Genomic DNA, 18,616 nt, shown 5'->3' on the forward strand with positions numbered 1-18,616 from the left:
AAGCGCTTACGTGTATGCCGCGTACAGGCTCCGCGGCAGGCAATCGCCTGCCGCCGATGACGCCCCCATGGGGCACCGTCTTACACCCCTTGCGACCTTCGCGGCCAAAGATGGCGGCTTCCCCTCTCCCTGCATTTGGACCCCTTCAGGAGCGCCCATGGCCCGATCCCCTTCATCGCGCAGCGCGGCTAAGAGCACGCCGTCTGCACTCCCCTCTTCCACCCAGGCCGACACCTACCGCGGCAACGCAGGCGAATTGCAGCAGCAGGCAGGTGGCAAGCACCCGGTGCTGACCACACAGCAGGGCATTCCCGTCGCTGACAACCAGAACTCGCTGCGGTCTGCACCGCGCGGGCCCACGCTGCTGGAAGACTTCATCCTGCGCGAGAAGATCACGCACTTCGACCATGAGCGCATTCCGGAGCGCATCGTGCACGCGCGCGGCTCGGCCGCCCATGGCTTTTTTGAACTGACGCATTCGCTCAAGCAATACACCACGGCCAAGGTGCTGACCGAGGTCGGCGTGCAGACGCCCGTGTTCACGCGCTTTTCCACTGTGGCCGGCGGGGCCGGATCGGTGGACACGCCGCGCGACGTGCGCGGCTTTGCCGTGAAGTTCTACACGCCCGAAGGCAACTGGGACCTGGTGGGCAACAACATCCCCGTGTTCTTCATCCAGGACGCGATGAAGTTTCCGGACCTGGTGCACGCGGTGAAGATGGAGCCGGACCGCGCGTTCCCGCAGGCCGCCAGCGCGCACGACACCTTCTGGGATTTTGTGTCGCTGATGCCCGAGACCATGCACATGATCATGTGGGCGATGAGCGACCGGACCATTCCGCGCAGCCTGCGCACGATGGAAGGCTTCGGCGTGCACAGCTTCCGCCTCATCAACGCGGCGGGCGAGAGCACCTTCGTCAAGTTCCACTGGCGGCCCAAGCTGGGCATCCAGTCCACCGTGTGGGACGAGGCCATGAAGCTGCAGGCGGCCGACAACGACTTCCACCGCCGCGACCTGTTCGAGGCCATCGAAGCCGGCGACTTCCCCGAATGGGATCTGGCAGTGCAGCTGTTCACCGAGCAAGACGCCGAGAGCTTTCCTTTTGACCACCTCGACCCCACCAAGCTCATCCCCGAGGAGCTGGTGCCGCTGCAGGTCATCGGCCGCATGGTGCTCAACCGCTGGCCCGACAACTTCTTTGCCGAGACAGAACAGGCCGCCTACTGCCCCGCCAACGTGCCTCCGGGCATCGACTTCAGCAACGACCCGCTGCTGCAGGGCCGGCTGTTCTCGTACCTGGACACGCAGCTGTCGCGCCTGGGCGGGCCCAACTTTGCGCAGATCCCGATCAACGCGCCCAAGTGCCCCTTCCACAACATGCAGCGCGACGGGCACATGCAGATGCAGGTGCCCAAAGGACGCGTCAATTACGAACCCAGCAGCCTGCAGGGCGATACGCCACGTGCATCGCAAGCGCTGGGCTTTCACCATTTTGCGCAGGCGGACGATGGCGTGAAGGGCCGCGTGCGCCCCGAGAGCTTTGCCGACCACTACAGCCAGGCGCGCATGTTCTACCGCAGCCAAAGCCCGCTGGAACAGGCGCACATGGCGTCGGCCCTGGTGTTCGAACTGTCGAAAGTGCAGACCGTGCACGTGCGCGAAGCCGTGGTGGGCCACCTCATCCATGTGGACCCGGAACTCGCCGCTCGCGTGGCGCAGGGCCTGGGCCTACCTGCGTTGCCCGCCGCCCCACAGACGGCCGAGCCGGTGCAGGACCTGCCCTTGTCACCTGCGCTGCGCATCATCGACCGCATGAAGCCCACGCTGCAGGGCCGTTGCATCGGCATCCTGGTGGCCGACGGCTCGAACGGGAGCACCGTGGCCAACCTGCGCAAAGCGCTTGAAAAAGTGGGCGCCACCGTGAAGATCGTCGCCCCCAAGGTGGGCGGCGCGGTGATGCGTGACGGCACCCTGCTGCCGGCAGACGGGCAGCTGCAGGGCACGCCTTCCATGGTGTTCGATGCAGTGGCGTCGGTGCTCTCGTCGGAGATGGGCGCGCTGCTGGCCAAAGAGGCCGCCGCAGTGGACTGGTTCCGTGATGCGTTCGGCCACCTCAAGGCCATCGCCGCAGGCAAGGGCACGCAGCCCATCTTGCAGGCCGCCGGCATCGAGCCCGACGCAGGCGTGGTGGACCCGGCTGACACCCAGGGCTTCATCGCGGCCGCACAGACCCGCCAGTGGGACCGCGAACCCAAGCTGCGTACGCTGGCCTGAAGACAACCCCCGTGAGCCATCACTTTTCCCACCTCAACCTTTCACCCCAAGGAGCCCCTCATGTCCAAAGACCGCTATGACAGCCAGCAACTCAACGACCTGGTGCTGCAGATGATGGAGACCGAACTGGGCGGCGAGCAGGTGTACCGCACCGCCATCGCCTGCGCGGTCAATCCCGACTTGAAGAAGGAATGGGAGGAATACCTGGAAGAAACGCTGACCCACCAGAACGTGGTGCGCAGCATCTGCGACGCGCTGGGCCTGAACCCCGACACGCAGGTGCCCAGCCGCCTGGTAGTCAAGCACATCGGCGAATCGCTGGTCAAAGCCATGCAACTGGCGCAAAAGGCGGGCGACCCTGCAGCAGCGCAACTGGTGGCCTGCGAATGTGTGGTGCACGCCGAAACCAAGGACCACGCCAACTGGGAACTGCTGGGCAAGGTGGCGGAGGTTGCCACGGGTGACATCGGCAAGGCGTTGAAAGCCGCGCACGAAGCCGTGGAAAAGGACGAAGACCACCACCTCTACCACACCAAGGGCTGGTGCCGCGAACTGGCCATCGAGGCCCTGGGCATGCCCGCCGTGCTGCCACCGCCCGAAGAGGTCAAGAATGTGGAAACCGCCATCGGCGCATCGCGCGCCGAGCAACAGCGCACGGCCATGCTGTGACGGCCGCGGGGCCTCACCCGCCGCTGCGGTGGGTGTCCCCGGCCTGGACTTCACACAGCTTTTAGCTATAAAAAGAAGAGCTTCCAGCGCTTGATGGAAAAGCGCTGGAGGCCTTTTTTATTTAAATTTCGGCCATCATCTTGCGCCACCTCGCCGACAAACCTGGGAACTGCGCCCTGCATCAACCTATCTTTTGAAACAGCCCGGTTTCCCAACTCGCTGTTGTTCTGCCCCCCGCCCACTGTCGTTCAAACCGCTCACCACCATGCCCGCCTCCGCCCCCACCCGCCGCTGGGAAATCGACGCACTGCGCGGTCTCATGCTGGTACTGATGACGGTGACCCACCTGCCCTCGCGCCTGAGCAGCCCGCTGGGCCAGCCCTTCGGCTATGTGTCGGCCGCAGAAGGGTTTGTGCTGCTGTCGGCCTACATGGCCGGCATGGTGTACGGCCGCATTGCGTGGCGCCGTGGCGTGGCCGAGATGCGCAGCGCGTTCTGGCGTCGCGCACTCAAGATCTATGCATGCCAGGCAGCCACGCTGCTGTTCCTGTTCACGGTGATCGCCTTCATCGGCCTGCGTTTTGACCAGCCCGCCGCCACCAATCTCATGGCGTACTACCTGCAGCAGCCGGTCACGGCGCTGGTGTACGGCCTTGCGCTCGTGTACTCGCCGCCGCTGCTGGACATCCTGCCGTTGTACATCCTGTTCATGCTTGCCAGCCCCTGGGTGATGGTGCTGGCTTGGCGCCACGGCTGGGCGCCGGTCATGGCGGTGAGCGTGGGCCTGTGGGTGCTTGCGCAGTTTGGCCTGTCGCTGGCGGCCTTCAACGCCATCGCCTCCGTGGTGCCCATCCCGGTGCCGTATTCCGAAACGGGCAGCTTCGACACCTGGGGCTGGCAGCTGCTGTGGGTGCTGGGCCTGTGGATGGGCGCCACGCGCAACGACCCGCAGGCGCCCCCCTTCGTCTTCCCCACCTGGGCGGTGCGTGCGGCGCTGGCCTTTGCGCTGGTCTGCCTGGTGTGGCGCCATGGCATAGGGCAGGTTCCGTTTGGCAGCAACACCAGCCTGAACGCGATTTTTGACAAGTGGTCGCTGGGGCCGCTGCGGCTCATCAACCTGTTTGCGCTGGTGCTGCTGACCCTGCACTACGGGCCGCGCCTGGCAGCGCGCACGCCCCGGCTGCGCTGGCTGGAAACGCTGGGTGCGGCCTCGCTGCCGGTGTTTTGCGCCCACCTGGTGGTGGTACTGCTGGTGCTGGCCCTGCTGGGCGCCGACCAGGACCGGCCGTTGGGCCTGGACATTCCGCTGTTGATCGGCTGCTTTGTAGTGCTGCACGCCGTGGCGCGCATCAGCCTGTGGGTAGACCGCCCGCCGGACGACCGCACGGGGCCGGACACCCAGCCTTCTGCGCTGCATGAATCCACCACCCCACCACCGCCACCTGCCAAGCCGGTGGGCTCGGCCACCAAGGCGGCCGCCGCACCCGGCGCGGGCGGGCTACCGGGAGGCGCCGCTGTGTAGCGCGGCCGAGGTGGACACCGTGGCAGGTGCGGGCACCGGCACGCTGCGCTGTGCAGCATCACTCTGATGCGACGCTCCGCCCCCAGCGGTCAGGCCGGCCGGCGTGCTCGGCCCCGGCAACAGATAGGGCCCGATCACGCCGCGCCACAGCGCGTAGCCCTCGGCGTTCATGTGCAGCCGGTCAGGGCCATACAGATCCGCACGCGGCTGGCCCTGAGCGTCCAGCATGGGGGCAAAGATGTCGATGAAATCGGCGTTGGACAGCGTGGCCACGTAGGCCTTGAGCAGCGCATTGGTTTCGCGCACCTGCGGCAGCAGCGCCGCACGCGCAGGGCTGGGCTTGATGGAGATGTAGCCGATGTGCGCCTGCGGCAGCTCGGCCCGCACGGCACGCACAAAACCCTGAAAACTCTCCAGCACCTGGGCGGGCGTGCGACCCTCGGCCAGGTCGTTGTCGCCCGCATAGACCATGACTTGGCGCGGCCGGTATTGCAGCACCAATTGCCGCACAAAGTGGTGACAGTCGTCCATGGTGGAGCCCCCAAAGCCCCGGTTGATCACCACGGGCATAGACGAAAAATCCTGCGCCATGTGGGCCCAGTAGCGGATGCTGGAGCTGCCCACGAACAGCACGCCGTCCGGCTGGGGTTGGCGCAGCTTGTCGGCCGCCGCAAACGCATCCATGCTGGCCTGCCAGCGTGAATAGCCAGCGGGCAGCGCGGTTTGTGCAGGCGCATGGATAGACGCCGCCAGCACGCCGGACAACGCGAGCCGGCGGGCCAGGGCACTGAGACGGGCAGAGGGAAATCGGCGGTGCATGGCGGCAAACAAGGGCATCAACGACTGAGAGCCCCATTTTCGGCAAGTTCACCGTTTGCCGCACATCTTTTACATCTGCAATGGAATGAAGGATTTACGCAGGGCAGTTGCGCGCATTCCACACATCCGCACGGAGCGGGTCCGGCTTATTGCGCCACAAAGCCGCTCGACTTGATGATTTGCGCCCAGGCCTGGGTGTAGGCCTGCTGGCGCGTCGCCAGTTGCTGCGGCGTCATGTAGCCGACGGTAAGCCCCATGGCCGTGAGCGGGCCATTCACCTCGGGCTGCGCCACCACCTTGGCCAGCGCGGCCGAGAAGTCGCTGATGAACTTGGCCGGCGTGCCGGCGGGCGCGTAGATGCCGTAGTACGGCAGGTCTTCAAAGCCCTTGAGGCCCAGCTCGCTGAACGTGGGCACATCCGGCATGGCGGCTTGGCGCGTGGTGCCCAGCACGGCCACCACGCGCACCTTGCCAGCCTTGTGGTTCTCGATGAAGTCCGGAATGGAGCCTACGCCCGCCGCGATCTGGTTGCCCAGCATGTCAGCCATCATGGGCGCACTGCCGCGGTAGGGGGCTGACACCAGGTCCAGCTGGTACTTCTGGCCCACCCGCTTCACCAGGAATTCGGGCGTGGAGGCCGGTGCCGGAATGCCCACAGCCCCCTTGCCCTGGCCTTGCGCCTTGACCCAGGCCACATACTCGTTGAACGACTTGGCCGGGTTGCCGCCCGAGACGGCAAACGCATTCACGAACGTGGCAAAACCGCCCACGGGCACGAAGTCGTGCACCGGATCAAAGCCGGGGTTCTTGATGACCTGCGGCAGGATGGAGATGGTGTGGTCATGCGACAGGAACAGCGTGTGCCCGTCGGCCGGCGCGGCCTTGAGCGCCTGCGCCGCGATCTGGCCACCCGCGCCGGGGCGGTTTTCCACCACCACGGGCATGCCCATGGCGTCCTTGAGCTTGTCCGCAAGCAGCCGCGCAATGGCGTCCGACCCGCCACCCGGCGGAAAGCCGACGAGCAGGCGGATGGGCTTGTCGGACTGGGCCGATGCCAGGCCCATGGTGAGGGTGGCGGCCAGCGCGGCGGTGGTGCGCACAGCGCGGGACAACAGGCTGCGGCGGTGCAGGGGTGCGGACATGGTCAGATTCCGAAGTGACGGGGTTGGACAGTGCAATGAGCGGGAGGCGTTGCAAGGTTCAGGCCAAACGGGAGCGGTGGCGCTCCAGTTGGGCTCGCACTTGCGCGGGCGCGGTGCCGCCCAGCGTGTTGCGGGCATTGAGCGAGCCGCGCAGGCTCAGGCAGTCATACACATCTTTCTCAATCGCGGGGTGGAAGCCTTGCAGCACATTGAGCGGCAGCTCCGACAGGTCGCAGGCGTGGCTGGTGGCGGCCTTCACCGCGTGTGCCACAGTTTCGTGCGCGTCGCGGAAGGGCAGGCCCTTCTTGACCAGGTAGTCGGCCAGGTCGGTGGCGGTGGCGTAGCCCTTGAGCGCAGCCTGCTCCATGGCTTGCGCGTTGACGGTGATGCCGCCCTCCTTCTGGCCCGTGGCGGGGTTCAGCTGGCCGCCAACCATTTCGGCAAAGATGCGCAGCGTGTCCTTGAGCGTGTCCACGGTGTCGAACAACGGCTCCTTGTCTTCCTGGTTGTCCTTGTTGTAGGCCAGGGGCTGGCCTTTCATCAGGGTGATCAGGCCCATGAGATGGCCCACCACGCGGCCGGTCTTGCCGCGCGCCAGTTCCGGCACATCGGGGTTTTTCTTCTGCGGCATGATCGACGAGCCGGTGGTGAAGCGGTCGGCGATCTTGATGAAGCCGAAGTTCTGGCTCATCCAGATGATGAGTTCTTCCGACAGGCGGCTCACGTGCACCATGCACAGGCTGGCGGCGGCGGTGAATTCGATGGCGAAATCGCGGTCGCTCACGGCGTCCAGGCTGTTCTGGCAGACGCCTTCCATACCCAAGGTCTTGGCCACGCGCTCACGGTCCAGCGGGTAGGTGGTGCCGGCCAGGGCCGCGCTGCCCAGGGGCAGCACGTTGGTGCGGCGGCGCACGTCGGCCATGCGCTCGGCGTCGCGCTTGAACATCTCCACATAGGCGAGCATGTGGTGGCCAAAGCTCACGGGCTGGGCCACCTGCAGGTGGGTGAAGCCGGGCAGGATGACATCGACGTTTTGCTCGGCCACATCGACCAGTGAGATCTGCAGCTCCTTGAGCAGGTCGCCAATCAAATCAATCTCGCCGCGCAGCCACAGGCGCACGTCGGTGGCCACCTGGTCGTTGCGGCTGCGGCCGGTGTGCAGGCGTTTGCCGGCGTCACCCACCAGCTGGGTCAGGCGGGCTTCGATGTTCAGGTGCACGTCTTCCAGGTCCAGCTTCCATTCGAAGGCACCGGACTCGATCTCTTGCGTGATCTGCGCCATGCCGCGCTGGATGGATGCGTGGTCGGAGGCAGAGATGATGCCCTGCGCGGCCAGCATTTCGGCGTGCGCCAGGCTGCCTGCAATGTCGGCCTGCCACAGGCGCTTGTCGAAGAACACGCTGGAGGTGTAGCGCTTGACCAGGTCGCTCATGGGCTCGGAAAACAGCGCGGACCAGGCCTGGGCCTTGGTGTCGAGCTGGTTGTGGGACGGCGCAGAGTCGGCGCTGGTGGCTTGGGCTTTGGACATAAGGAGGGCAATAATCCGGTGGTTCAGACACCCGGACAACCCGGGCGCCGCAATGCAAAACACGCAAATTTTATCGACCCAGCCCCCGCCGCCCGAATCCGGCAGCGCCCGGGGCACCGCGCGGGGCGGCCTGCCGCCGCGCCGGGCCCTGGTGTTCGACGCCTGCCAGGTGGGGGTGGTGCTGCGTGCGGTGCTGTTTGTGGAGCTGGTGATGGGCGTGGGCGCCATGTATGGCACCAGCAGCCCGGCCGAATGGCTGGCCAGCCTGGCCCTGCTGACCGGGGGTGCGCTGCCCGCCACGCTGGTGTGGCTGGTCACGGCCTGCAGCCTCAAGACGGTGCTGCAACGCTTGTCGATGGCGCAGCAATACGTGGCGGGCGTGGTGCTGGGCGCACTGGCCGGGGCGTACGCGTGCGCCATGCTGGCGCTGGTGGGCGTGGCCGCATCGCCACCGTGGTTGGCCAGCGCGGCCACCGGCGCCCTGCTGGCCGCCCTGCTGGTGGCGGCGCTGGTGCTGCGCGCGCGAGGCCGCACACCGGCCGCCACCACGGCACGGCTGACGGAGCTGCAGTCGCGCATCCGCCCCCACTTTTTGTTCAACACCCTCAACAGCGCCATTGCGCTGGTGCGCGAAGAGCCGGCCAAGGCCGAGTCGCTGCTGGAAGACCTGTCGGACCTGTTCCGCGTGGCGCTGGTGGAGCAAGGCGAATCGGTCACACTGGCCGAAGAGATCACGCTGGCGCGCCGCTATCTGGCCATTGAAGAGGTGCGCTTTGGCAAGCGCCTGCAGGTGCAGTGGAACCTGGACCCGCGCACCGACAACGCGCGGCTGCCGCCCCTGCTGCTGCAGCCGCTGGTGGAAAACGCCGTCAAGCACGGGGTGGAGCCCAGCGACCGGGGAGGCAAGCTGCGCGTGCTGACCGAGTTGCGCGGCAGCCGGGTGGTGGTGCGCATCACCAACACCCTGCCCGGCAAGGAAGGCCGCAACGGCGCCGCCGCCGCCGACGCTCCGTCCACCAAGGGCCACGGCATTGCGCTGGCCAATGTGCGGGCCCGCCTTGCGCTGCTGCACGATGTGCAGGGCGAGTTCACAGCGGGCGTGCAGGACGGGCTCTACCAGGTGCGCATCACCCTGCCCGCACCGTCTGCTGCGCCGCAGCGCCAGCCCCTGCCGCACGCCGCCAACGGCCGCGGCCGTGCCCGCCACCGCAACAGCCCCGACGGCAGCCCGCGCCGCAGCGCCGTGCCGTCCACCACCGCAGAATCTCCCGCACCGGACCACCCCCATGAACATCCTGATCGTTGACGACGAAGCCCTGGCCCGCAGCCGGCTGCGCACCCTGCTGGCCGACTGCGCGGACACCCAGCGCATCACCACGGTGGCTGAGGCCTCGAACGCGGCGGAGACCATGGCGCAGCTCAGCCCCACGGGCGGGCGCGCGTTTGACGTGGTGCTGCTGGACATCCACATGCCCGGGCAGGACGGCCTGGCCCTGGCCCACACGCTGCAGACTCTGCCGCAGCCGCCGGCCGTGGTGTTTGTGACGGCCCATGCAGACCATGCCGTGAGCGCGTTTGAGCTGGATGCCGTGGACTACCTCACCAAGCCCGTGCGCCGCGAACGCTTGCAGCAGGCCCTGGCCAAGGTGCAGCGCGGCACGCGGCCACCGCTGCAAGCCAGCGCTGCCGGCACGCAGGACGGCGACACCCTGCTGATCCAGGACCGTGGGCGCACCGAGCGCCTGCCGCTCGGCGAGGTGCTGTACTTCAAGGCCGAACAAAAGTACGTGACTGTGCGCACCACGACGCGCAGCTACATCATGGATGGCGCTTTAAGCGAGCTGGAGAGCCGCTTTGCCACACGCTTCCTGCGCATCCACCGCAACGCGCTGGTGGCCCGCCGCGCGGTGCGCGCGCTGGAAAAGCACTATGACGCCGAAGAGGGCGAAGGCTGGGCCGTGCGCCTGCAAGGATCGACCGAGCTGCTCATGGTGTCGCGCAGGCAGGTGGCGGCGGTGCGGGAAGAACTGGCGAGATAAGCCCCGCGCAGAACCGGGGGGCTGCATTGCTGAGCCGCGCAGTGTAGCGGCAGATCGCTACAGTTCCAGTAGCTACCAGCGCTTACCCAGCAAGCGCTAGACGCCAAAAATGCTTGAACTTTATCAGTGCGCACCGTGCGCCAGCCCGCTCACGGCCGTGACGATCACCATGCCCGCCAGCAACCAGGCGATCTGCGCAACGGTTTCGCGTGCCGTCAGGCGCTTTTGCAGTTGGGGAATCAGGTCCGCCAGGGCCACGTACACAAAGCTGCTGGAGGCCACGGCCAGGAAGTAAGGCAGCAGGTCCTGGAGTTGCCCCACCAGGAAGTAGCCCACCACGCCGCCGAGGGCCGTCACCGCGCCGGCCAGCGACACCTTGACGAGTGCGATGCGGCGGTTGGGGCTGGTCTGGCGCAGCACCACCAGGTCGCCCATGTGGTGCGGCACCTCGTGCGCCAGCACCGACAGTGCGGCGATCACGCCCAGGCGGATGTCCGCCAGAAAGGCCGAGGCGATGAGGATGCCGTCGCCAAAGCAATGCACGCTGTCGCCGGTCAGCACCGCCCAGCCGCCCGCCCTCGGGGCGTGGTGATGGTGGTGGTGCTCATGGGCGTGCGTGTGGGCGTGTCCATGATTGTGATCGTGTCCGTGGTCCGGTCCGGCATGGCTGTGCTCATGGCCGTGGTGCCACAGTTCGGCCTTGTCCAGCAGGAAGAAGAACACCACGCCCACCAGCAGCGTGGCAAACAGGTCGTGCGCGCCGGCCTGGCTTTCAAAAGCCTCGGGCAGCAGGTGCATGAAGGCGGTGGCCAGCAGGGCCCCGGCCGCCAGGCTCAGCAAGTGCTGCGGGCCTACGCTGCCGCCGCGCCCGCTCAGGCCCAGCCGCATCAGCAGGGCGGCCAGCCAGACGCTGCCAATACCGGCGGCCAGTGTGGCCAGAATGATTGCTACCAAAGTCATAGCTATTTGCGCTTGCTGAATAAGCGCTAGGGCTTATTTTTATTGCAAGTCTCGCTGTCGATACAGAACACATTCAGGACAACAGCGACACCCGCACGGGATCAAAAAAAGCCGCCTCGGTCAAGGGGCGGCTGCAGGGGTCCGGGTGAGCCTGACGGATCAGACCACACCGTGTTTGCTGAACCAGGCCAGCGCCCGCTTCCAGCCGTCTTCGGCAGCTTCCTTGCGGTAGCTGGCGCGGTAGTCGGCGTGGAACGCGTGGGGCGCGTCGGGGTAGATCACAAACTCGGACGCCTTGGCCTGTGGCGAGCCACTGGACAAGGCGGCTTTCATCTTATCAACCGTGTCAAGGGGGATGCCGCCATCTTTTTCGCCATACAGGCCCAGCACTGGCGCCTTGAGGATGGGCGCTATGTCCACCGGGTGCTTGGGCGTGAGGTCGCTGGCCTGGCCCACCAGGCGGCCATACCAGGCCACACCGGCCTTGACCGGGCCGTGGGCTGCGTACAGCCAGGTGATGCGTCCGCCCCAGCAGAAACCGGTGATGCCCACGCGCGCGGCGTCGCCGCCGTTGGCCGCCGCCCACTGCACGGCAGCGTCCAGGTCGGCCATCACCTGGGCGTCCGGCACCTTGGAGACCAACTCGGCCTGCAGCTTGGCGATTTCGGTGTAGCTGGCCGGGTCGCCCTGGCGGGCATACAGCTGAGGCGCGATGGCCAGGTAGCCGGCCTTCGCAAAGCGGCGGCAGGTGTCGGCGATGTATTCGTGCACGCCGAAGATTTCCTGGATCACCAGCACCACGGGCAGGCCCGTCTTGCCGGCCGGGGCCGCACGGTAGGCGGGCACCTTGAAGCCATTCACCATGAAGCTGACCTCGCCCGCCGTCAGGCCATCGGCCGGCGTGGCAATGGCCGTCTGCGCCATCACGGGTGCCGCAGCGGCGGCGTAGCCCAGGCCCAGCGCGGCTTGGAGCGCGGTGCGGCGCGTGGCGCCCGCTTCGGTGGATCGCCCGGGCACCAGGGCCAGGGTGTCAGCGTGAAGATCGTCGTTGAGGGACATCAGGTTCTCCAGTTCGGTGGCGGACAAGGTTGGAAACGCCAAAAGGTGCGGCGCCAGGCGCGGCCGCCCGGCACGCTGGCAGCGGCGCCGGGGTACGGCAGTCTAGTGTTTTTGCGAAACATTCGCGTTGCGTGCCCCAACAATTTCGGCCCGTGGCAGCCCTTCAGAACGCACCAAGTCAGTGCACACCCGCGCATTTGCACATATGCCAATCCCATCAGCGCTGCTAGACTTTCTTCGACCCCCGCCCGCCCTATCACTGGCGGCTGCCCCCTCGACCCTCTTTTGAGTCCCCATCTCCCCGGAGACGCCCCGCCCATGAGCCCGCGCCCCGCTGCTGCCCCCCTCGCCTCCCGGCTGGTGTCGGCTTTGTGCGGTGGGGCGGGGCTGGCCCTGGGCACCACGGCGGTGCTGGATGCTGCGCCGGGCGGCATGGCACGGGTAGTGATGGGTGGCGCCGGTGCTGCGCTGCTGCTGATGGCCTGTCTGTACCTGCGCCAGGTGCAGCGCTTGGCGCGGGCGCGGGACGCCGCTGAACGCGCGCGCGGCCAGTTGCTGGCCACCCTCGACATCCTGCCCGATGGACTGGCCATTTACGACGCGCAAGACCGCCTGGTGCTGTGCAACGCCCGCTACCGCGAGGTCGTGCCTGGCACCACGGTGCCCATGGAATACGGCATCGCTTTTGAAGAGGTGCTACGCCGCGCGGCCGACTCGGGCGAGATCCTGGACGCGCAGGACGACATCCCCGCCTGGCTGGCCAGCCGCATGGCACGGCACCGGTCGCCTGACGCCCCGGAGGTGCAGGCCGTACGGGGCGGCCGCTGGATGCAGGTTACCGAAAAGCTGCTGGCCGGTGGCGGCGTGGTGGTGCTGCGGGCTGACATCACCGAGGCCGTGCTCAAGGAGCGCGCCCTGACGGAAGCCCTGAAGCAGGCCGAGCTGGCTGAGCGCCGCCTGCGCGAGGCCGTGAACGCCATGCCCGCGGGGCTCGACATCTACGACGAACACGACCGCCTGGTGCTGTGCAACGATGTCATGGCCAGCCTGCGCCCCCACCTGCCGGTGGAGACGTCGCTGGGCAAGACCTACGAGGAACTGCTGCGCGAAGGACTGAAACACGGCATTCCGGAAGAAGCGCTGGGGCAGGAGGAGCTGTGGCTGGCGCACGAGATGGCCTTGCGCGGCCACCGCCCTGGCCCGGAGGTGCGCCATTACCCCAATGGCGTGTGGATGCACATGCACGAAAGCCGCACGCCGTCCGGCATGACGGTGGTGGTGCGGCTCGACATTACCGACCTGATCGCCCAGCGGCAAAAGCTGGAAGAAGCCCGGCAGGAAAGCCAGCGCATACGCCAGCTACTGGAGCGCGCGGTGGAGGCGCTGCCGGTGAGCATCGAAATCTTCGATGAGCAGGACCGCCTGGTGCTGTACAACCAGCAGCTCTCGCGCATGTACCCGCACATGAACTACGCCGAGCACCTGGGCAAGACCTTCGCCGACATCCTGCGTTACTCGGTGGACCGGGGGCTGATCCCGTCGGCGCAGGGGCGCGAGGAGGCCTGGATCGCCGAGCGGCTGTCCGAGCACGGCAGCCGAACCTCCACCCTGGTGCAGCGGCTGGCAGACGGCCGCTGGATCAACATCTACGAAACCCGCACGCCCGAGAACTATGTGGTGGCCGTGCGCCTGGACATCACCGACCTGATCGAGCAGCGCCAAGCCCTGGAGGCCGCCCAGACTGCCGCGCAGCAAGCGCAGCAGCTGCTGCAGGACGCGGTGGAGTCACTGCCCGAAGGCTTTGCACTGTTTGACGCCGACGATCGCCTGGTGGTGTGCAACGCGCAGTACCGACGGCTGTACCCCATCTCGGCGCCCATGATCGTGCCGGGAAGCACCTTCGAGCAGATTGCGCGCTACGGCGCCGAGCGCGGCCAGTACCCCGATGCCATCGGCAACGAAGAAGCCTGGCTGGCCCAGCGCATTGCCGACCACCGCGCCGCTCAACACGCCGTGCTGCAGCGCCTGCCCGAAGGCCGCTGGGTACAGGCCGACGAGCGACGCACTCCCCAGGGCGGCATTGCCGGCGTGCGCACCGACGTGACCCAGCTGGTGCGAAAGGAACAGGAGCTGGCCACGGCCAACGCGCAGCTGGCCCTGCTGTCCACCACCGATGGCGTCACGGGCATTGGCAACCGCCGCCGCTTTGACGAGCGGCTGGCCACCGAGTGGCAGCGCTGCGGGCGCCACCAGACCCCTCTGTCGGTCATCCTCATCGACATCGACCATTTCAAGCTCTACAACGACCACTACGGCCACCTGGCGGGTGACGAGTGCCTGCGCCACGTGGCCCAGCTGCTGCAGGGCATGACGCGCCGCGCCGACGAGGTGGCCGCCCGCTACGGCGGCGAAGAGTTTGTGCTGCTGCTGCCCGATGTGCCCCAGGAAGACGCCATTGCCATGGCCCAGCGCTGCATGGCGCGCCTGCGTGAGGCGGCCCTGGCCCATGCGCGGTCGCCCACCGCACCGGTGATCACGCTCAGCATGGGCATCGCCAGCATGGTGCCCCGCACCGACGGCGGCTCAGACACCCTGGTCCAGGCTGCCGATGCCGCGCTGTACCGCGCAAAATCCGCCGGGCGCAACCGCTTCGAGGTGTTCGACCCCGCGCACTGACCAAAGCACTAACGGAAGATTGCATGCACATCCTGTTGACCGGCTCCACCGGCTTCATCGGCCACACTGTGGCCCGCGCCCTCACCCAGGCGGGGCACACCGTGCACGGCGGCATCTCGCCGCGCCAGCACACAGCACCCCATACCCAGGCAGATGCCTTGCAGGTGCCCATGGACTTCGCCCGCGACACCACGCCCGCGCATTGGCTGCCGCGCCTGGAGGGCGTGGATGCGGTGATCAACACAGTGGGCGTGTTGCGCGACAGCCGCACGCGGCCGATTGACGCCGTGCACCAGCACACGCCCACTGCGCTGTTCGATGCCTGCGCCCAGGCAGGCGTGCGGCGCGTGGTGCAGATATCGGCCCTGGGCATTGCATACAGCAGCACGCGCTACGCCAGCACCAAACGCGCCGCCGACGAGCACCTGCAAGCGCTGGCGGCACAAGGTGCGCTTGCCCCAGCCATCCTGCGGCCCAGCGTGGTGTTCGGCAAAGGCGGCGACAGCAGCGCGCTGTTCATGAACCTGGCCCGCCTGCCTGTGGCGCTGTTCCCCGGCCCCATGCTCACGGCCCGGGTGCAGCCCGTCTCGGTGCATGACCTGGCAGCCGCCATCGTCGCCCTGCTGGGCCCTGCCCTGGCCACGCGGGGCATCATCGAGTGCGCCGGGCCCGAGGCCCTGACCCTGGGCGACTTCGTCGCCAGCCTGCGCCAGCAACTGGGCCACCGTCCCGCCCATGTGCTGCGCCTGCCCGACCCGTTGACCCGGCTCAGCGCCCGCATGGGAGACGCCGTCCCCGGTGTGCCCTGGTGCAGCGAAACCCTGGCCATGCTGGGCAGCGACAACGTGGGCAACCCAGCGGTGTTCGAGCAGTTGCTGGGGCGCAAAGGCGTGCACTACAGCCAGCTGGTGGCCACTGCCTGGCACTGAGTGCCCAACCCGTGTTTCAACTGCTCTACTGAGGTACGTAATCCGACGGATACTTGAACGAATCCACCAGCAGGTGCGGCATGCGCATGCCCAGGTTGATGCCCTGCGGTGGAATGGGCTGCGTGAACCACTTGTCATACAGACGGTGCAGTTCGCGGGTCTGGATCAAGCGGCGCAGTTCGGCGTCCACCACCGCCTTCAATTCGGGGTTGTTGCGCTCAAAGGCCACGGCGTAGGGCTCAATGGTCATGGGCTTTCCAATCACCTTCAGGTCCTGCGGCCGGGCGTGGCTGGCGCGCAGCCCATACAGCAGCACATCGTCCATGGCGAAACCTTCAACCTTGCCGCTGACGACCCAGGCAAAGCCCTCGGCGTGGTCCCTGGCTGGCTCGATGCGCACGCGCACGGACTTGGCGGTCGCTTCGCGCGCCAACGAATCGATGTTGGTGGTGCCCGCTGTGGAGGCGACGGTCCTTCCGTCCAGGTCTTCGATGCGGGAATACGGCTTGTCACTTTGCACCACGATGCGAGAAGACGCAATGAAATGCGCAATGGTGAAGGCAACGCGATCGCGGCGCGCCGCCGTGTTGGTGGTGGATCCGCATTCCAGGTCCACTTCGCCTTTTTCAATGGCGTCAAACCGGCTGCTGGAGGTGACCAGCCGGTAGTCCACCCGGGCTTCTCTCAGCTTGAGGTGTCGGCCCAAAGCCTGTGCAATCTGTAGGCAGATGTCCACGCTGTATCCCATGGGTTTTCCGCCTGCTACATAGGACATTGGCAGCGATGATTCGCGGTGGCCGATGACCACCACGCCGCTGGCCTGTATGCGCTGCAGCGTCGATCCTGGCGAGGGCGTTTCCGCCTGTGCCCATGCGTTGGCGCCCATGCCCAGTGCGCAGGCCAACGCCGCAACCAACCTGCAAGCGCGCACGCGCCATTCGAACGCCGTGAATGCCATGACTGTCACCTATGAGGGAGGAGTTGCCACCCGCGAACGCGGATGGCCGAGAAGAAACCTATGCGCCGGCCGCGGTGCCATTCAACCCAAGGCGTCTGCGCACCCATAGGCGTGCCGCGCCAGAGCCGCGGCCAGCTCGACCGAGGGGTTCACCAGCGCCACCCCCGGTAGCCCGGGATGTTCAGCCAGTGCCAACGGAATCTCGGTGCATCCCATGATGAGCGTGGACACACCATGCCGCTGCTGCAGCGCCAGCGCCACGGCCTCGAACCGCAGGCGTGCCAGGGGATAGTTACCCGCTTTCACGCCGTCGTAGATGCCTTCCATGAGCCACTCGCGCTCGTGCGGCTCGGGCAGCAGGCAGTCCGTGCCTTGGCGCTCCAGCTCGCGCTGGTAAAGGCCCGCTTCATACGCTCCCTGAGTGGCCAACAGGCCCACCGCGCGCACTTGGCGGCGCGCGAGCGCACTGGCCACCTCCTGCACGCCATGCAGCACCACCAATTGCGGAAAACGCTGCTGCAGCAGCCCGTGCCAGGCATGGGCCGTGTTGCATGCAATGGCGACCACCCGGGCGCCCAACGCGGCCAACCGGCCGGTGGCCTGCAGCAGTGGATCAGCGGGCTGGTGGGCGCCGGGGCGCGTGTCGTTCAGCGCGGCCGTCCGGTCGGGGATGGGCACCTGCGCCAGCCAGTGCTCGGGGTAGGCCTGGTCGTGCACGGGAATACCCAGCGCGCCCATGCGCTCGGTGCAGGCCTGCACGAACAGGCGCACAAAGTCGGCACCGGCTGCGGGGCCCATGCCGCCGAGAATGCCCACGATCTGCGGCGGTGTGGGGCGGGTGTGAGCAGCAAAAGACATGAGAGCCCGGCAACGCCTACATCGCGGGCTTGTCGCTCTGTGCCACGAGGTTGTCGCGCAGCTCCTTGCCCATGGGCAGGTTCAGGTTCTGGTTGCGCGGGGGCACGGGCGACATGAACCATTTGTTGTAGAGCTTTTCAAAATCGCCGGACTTCATCATCCCGCCAATCACCCCGTTGACCAGCGCCTGGAACTGCGGGTCGTCCTTGCGCAGCATGCAGGCGTAGGGCTCCACCTGCAGCGAATCACCCACCACTTCCCAGTCGCCCGGGTTGCGCTGGTTGCCCATCAGGCCAAAAAGCAGGATGTCGTCCATTGCGAAGGCTTCTGCGCGGCCGCTGTCCACCAGCAGCACCGCGTCGTCGTGGTCCTTGCCGAGCACGATGTCCAGGTCCAGGTTGTTGTCGCGGCTGTATTTGCGGATGACCTGGGCGTTGGTGGTGCCGGAGGTGCTGGCCACCTTCTTCTTTGCCAAGTCGGCATAGTTCTTCACACCTGATGTCTTCTTGGTCAGCAGCCGCGTGCCGGTGTAGAAGTGGTTGATGGCGAACTGCACATCCTTGGCCCGCGCGGTGTTGTTGGTGGTGGAGCCGCACTCCAGGTCGATGGTGCCGTTGGTCAGCAGCGGGATGCGGTTCTGCGAGGTCACGGCCTGCAGCTCCACCTTCAGGTTGGGGTTGTTCACGCGCTTTTTCACCGCGTCCACCACGGCGTTGGAGATGTCCACCGCAAAGCCGATGGGAGCGCCAGGGCCTGCCAGATAGCTGAAGGGCACCGACGATTCGCGGTAGGCCAGCGTGATCTTGCCGGAATCGGCAACCTTCTTGAGGGTGTCGGCACTGGCCAGCGTGCTGGCCAGCAGGCCGGTGGCCACGATGGCGGCAGAGGTGACTGCGGAGAGCTTCATGGGTATCCCTTTGCAAAAATGAAATGGCAAGGTTGAAAAAACGAAACCTGAGGGCAACAAGCGGAACGCAGGGGCACTGTAAAAACTCGCGCAGCGCTTGAACAATTCATTTGCACGGGTACACCATGATGAAAAGTTATGGCTCGTTTTCGGTGCGCCGCTGCACCATCAATGAACAGGCCGGATGCAAGGGCCAGGCCCGCGCGCACAGCAGACAACACGTGGCAGCACCAGGTTCACCCCATAACCTGCGGGCATAGCCCACCATGGCATCG

General features: G+C 66.7%; 15 protein-coding genes. 7 read left to right on the forward strand and 8 right to left on the reverse strand.

Annotated features, from left to right (window positions below; all coding sequences use genetic code 11):
* The first annotated feature begins 157 nt into the window (after positions 1 to 157).
* The 3 genes from ACK4HJ_RS19985 to ACK4HJ_RS19995 all read left to right on the forward strand — a co-directional run bounded on the left by ACK4HJ_RS19985 (position 158) and on the right by ACK4HJ_RS19995 (position 4,466).
* Complete coding sequence (locus tag ACK4HJ_RS19985) at positions 158 to 2,275, forward strand: catalase (protein ID WP_409834811.1); 2,118 nt, start codon at positions 158 to 160, stop codon at positions 2,273 to 2,275.
* Between the two features lie 60 nt (positions 2,276 to 2,335).
* Entirely contained in the window at positions 2,336 to 2,944 is a 609-nt protein-coding gene (locus ACK4HJ_RS19990) for a hypothetical protein (protein ID WP_409834813.1), read from the forward strand.
* Between the two features lie 265 nt (positions 2,945 to 3,209).
* Positions 3,210 to 4,466: an OpgC domain-containing protein gene (locus ACK4HJ_RS19995; protein ID WP_409834815.1), complete on the forward strand. Its 1,257-nt coding sequence runs from the start codon at positions 3,210 to 3,212 to the stop codon at positions 4,464 to 4,466.
* Here ACK4HJ_RS19995 and ACK4HJ_RS20000 read toward each other — a convergent pair.
* The 3 genes from ACK4HJ_RS20000 to argH all read right to left on the reverse strand — a co-directional run bounded on the left by ACK4HJ_RS20000 (position 4,443) and on the right by argH (position 7,955).
* Positions 4,443 to 5,303: an SGNH/GDSL hydrolase family protein gene (locus tag ACK4HJ_RS20000; protein WP_409834817.1), complete on the reverse strand. Its 861-nt coding sequence runs from the start codon at positions 5,301 to 5,303 to the stop codon at positions 4,443 to 4,445. The genes ACK4HJ_RS19995 and ACK4HJ_RS20000 overlap by 24 nt on opposite strands.
* A 128-nt stretch (positions 5,304 to 5,431) precedes the next feature.
* On the reverse strand, positions 5,432 to 6,427 hold the full coding sequence (locus tag ACK4HJ_RS20005) for a Bug family tripartite tricarboxylate transporter substrate binding protein (RefSeq protein ID WP_409834818.1): 996 nt from the start codon (positions 6,425 to 6,427) through the stop codon (positions 5,432 to 5,434).
* Positions 6,428 to 6,485: 58 nt separating this feature from the next.
* Positions 6,486 to 7,955, reverse strand: coding sequence for an argininosuccinate lyase (gene argH, locus ACK4HJ_RS20010; protein ID WP_409834820.1), 1,470 nt, complete (start codon positions 7,953 to 7,955; stop codon positions 6,486 to 6,488).
* A 52-nt stretch (positions 7,956 to 8,007) separates the two neighbouring features.
* Between argH and ACK4HJ_RS20015 the strand changes: the two genes are divergently transcribed.
* Positions 8,008 to 9,261: a sensor histidine kinase gene (locus ACK4HJ_RS20015; protein WP_409834821.1), complete on the forward strand. Its 1,254-nt coding sequence runs from the start codon at positions 8,008 to 8,010 to the stop codon at positions 9,259 to 9,261.
* Positions 9,242 to 9,994: a LytR/AlgR family response regulator transcription factor gene (locus ACK4HJ_RS20020; RefSeq protein WP_409834822.1), complete on the forward strand. Its 753-nt coding sequence runs from the start codon at positions 9,242 to 9,244 to the stop codon at positions 9,992 to 9,994. Before ACK4HJ_RS20015 ends, ACK4HJ_RS20020 begins: the two co-directional genes overlap by 20 nt.
* A gap of 123 nt (positions 9,995 to 10,117) precedes the next feature.
* Here the strand turns inward: ACK4HJ_RS20020 and ACK4HJ_RS20025 are convergent, their stop codons facing one another.
* Together ACK4HJ_RS20025 and ACK4HJ_RS20030 are read right to left on the reverse strand one after the other, a co-directional pair.
* Complete coding sequence (locus ACK4HJ_RS20025) at positions 10,118 to 10,954, reverse strand: ZIP family metal transporter (protein WP_409834824.1); 837 nt, start codon at positions 10,952 to 10,954, stop codon at positions 10,118 to 10,120.
* Between the two features lie 159 nt (positions 10,955 to 11,113).
* A complete protein-coding gene (locus ACK4HJ_RS20030; RefSeq protein ID WP_409834867.1) occupies positions 11,114 to 12,013 on the reverse strand; it encodes a dienelactone hydrolase family protein in 900 nt (299 codons plus the stop codon).
* Positions 12,014 to 12,331: 318 nt separating this feature from the next.
* Here ACK4HJ_RS20030 and ACK4HJ_RS20035 point away from each other — a divergent pair, with 318 nt between their 5' ends.
* Positions 12,332 to 14,689, forward strand: coding sequence for a PAS-domain containing protein (locus ACK4HJ_RS20035; protein WP_409834826.1), 2,358 nt, complete (start codon positions 12,332 to 12,334; stop codon positions 14,687 to 14,689).
* A gap of 23 nt (positions 14,690 to 14,712) precedes the next feature.
* Positions 14,713 to 15,618 (forward strand): NAD-dependent epimerase/dehydratase family protein, encoded by a 906-nt coding sequence (locus ACK4HJ_RS20040; RefSeq protein WP_409834828.1) that lies wholly within the window; start codon positions 14,713 to 14,715, stop codon positions 15,616 to 15,618.
* Positions 15,619 to 15,643: 25 nt separating this feature from the next.
* Here the strand turns inward: ACK4HJ_RS20040 and ACK4HJ_RS20045 are convergent, their stop codons facing one another.
* The 3 genes from ACK4HJ_RS20045 to ACK4HJ_RS20055 all read right to left on the reverse strand — a co-directional run bounded on the left by ACK4HJ_RS20045 (position 15,644) and on the right by ACK4HJ_RS20055 (position 18,341).
* The gene (locus ACK4HJ_RS20045; protein ID WP_409834830.1) at positions 15,644 to 16,576 is read right to left on the reverse strand and encodes an amino acid ABC transporter substrate-binding protein; all 933 of its coding nucleotides are present in this window, start codon (positions 16,574 to 16,576) and stop codon (positions 15,644 to 15,646) included.
* A gap of 81 nt (positions 16,577 to 16,657) precedes the next feature.
* Positions 16,658 to 17,434, reverse strand: a complete 777-nt coding sequence (locus tag ACK4HJ_RS20050; protein WP_409834832.1) for an aspartate/glutamate racemase family protein — start codon at positions 17,432 to 17,434, stop codon at positions 16,658 to 16,660.
* Between the two features lie 16 nt (positions 17,435 to 17,450).
* Positions 17,451 to 18,341, reverse strand: a complete 891-nt coding sequence (locus ACK4HJ_RS20055) for an amino acid ABC transporter substrate-binding protein (RefSeq protein WP_409834834.1) — start codon at positions 18,339 to 18,341, stop codon at positions 17,451 to 17,453.
* Positions 18,342 to 18,616: the final 275 nt, after the last annotated feature.

The organism is Acidovorax sp. (genome assembly GCF_046294525.1).
GTDB lineage: Bacteria > Pseudomonadota > Gammaproteobacteria > Burkholderiales > Burkholderiaceae_C > Acidovorax.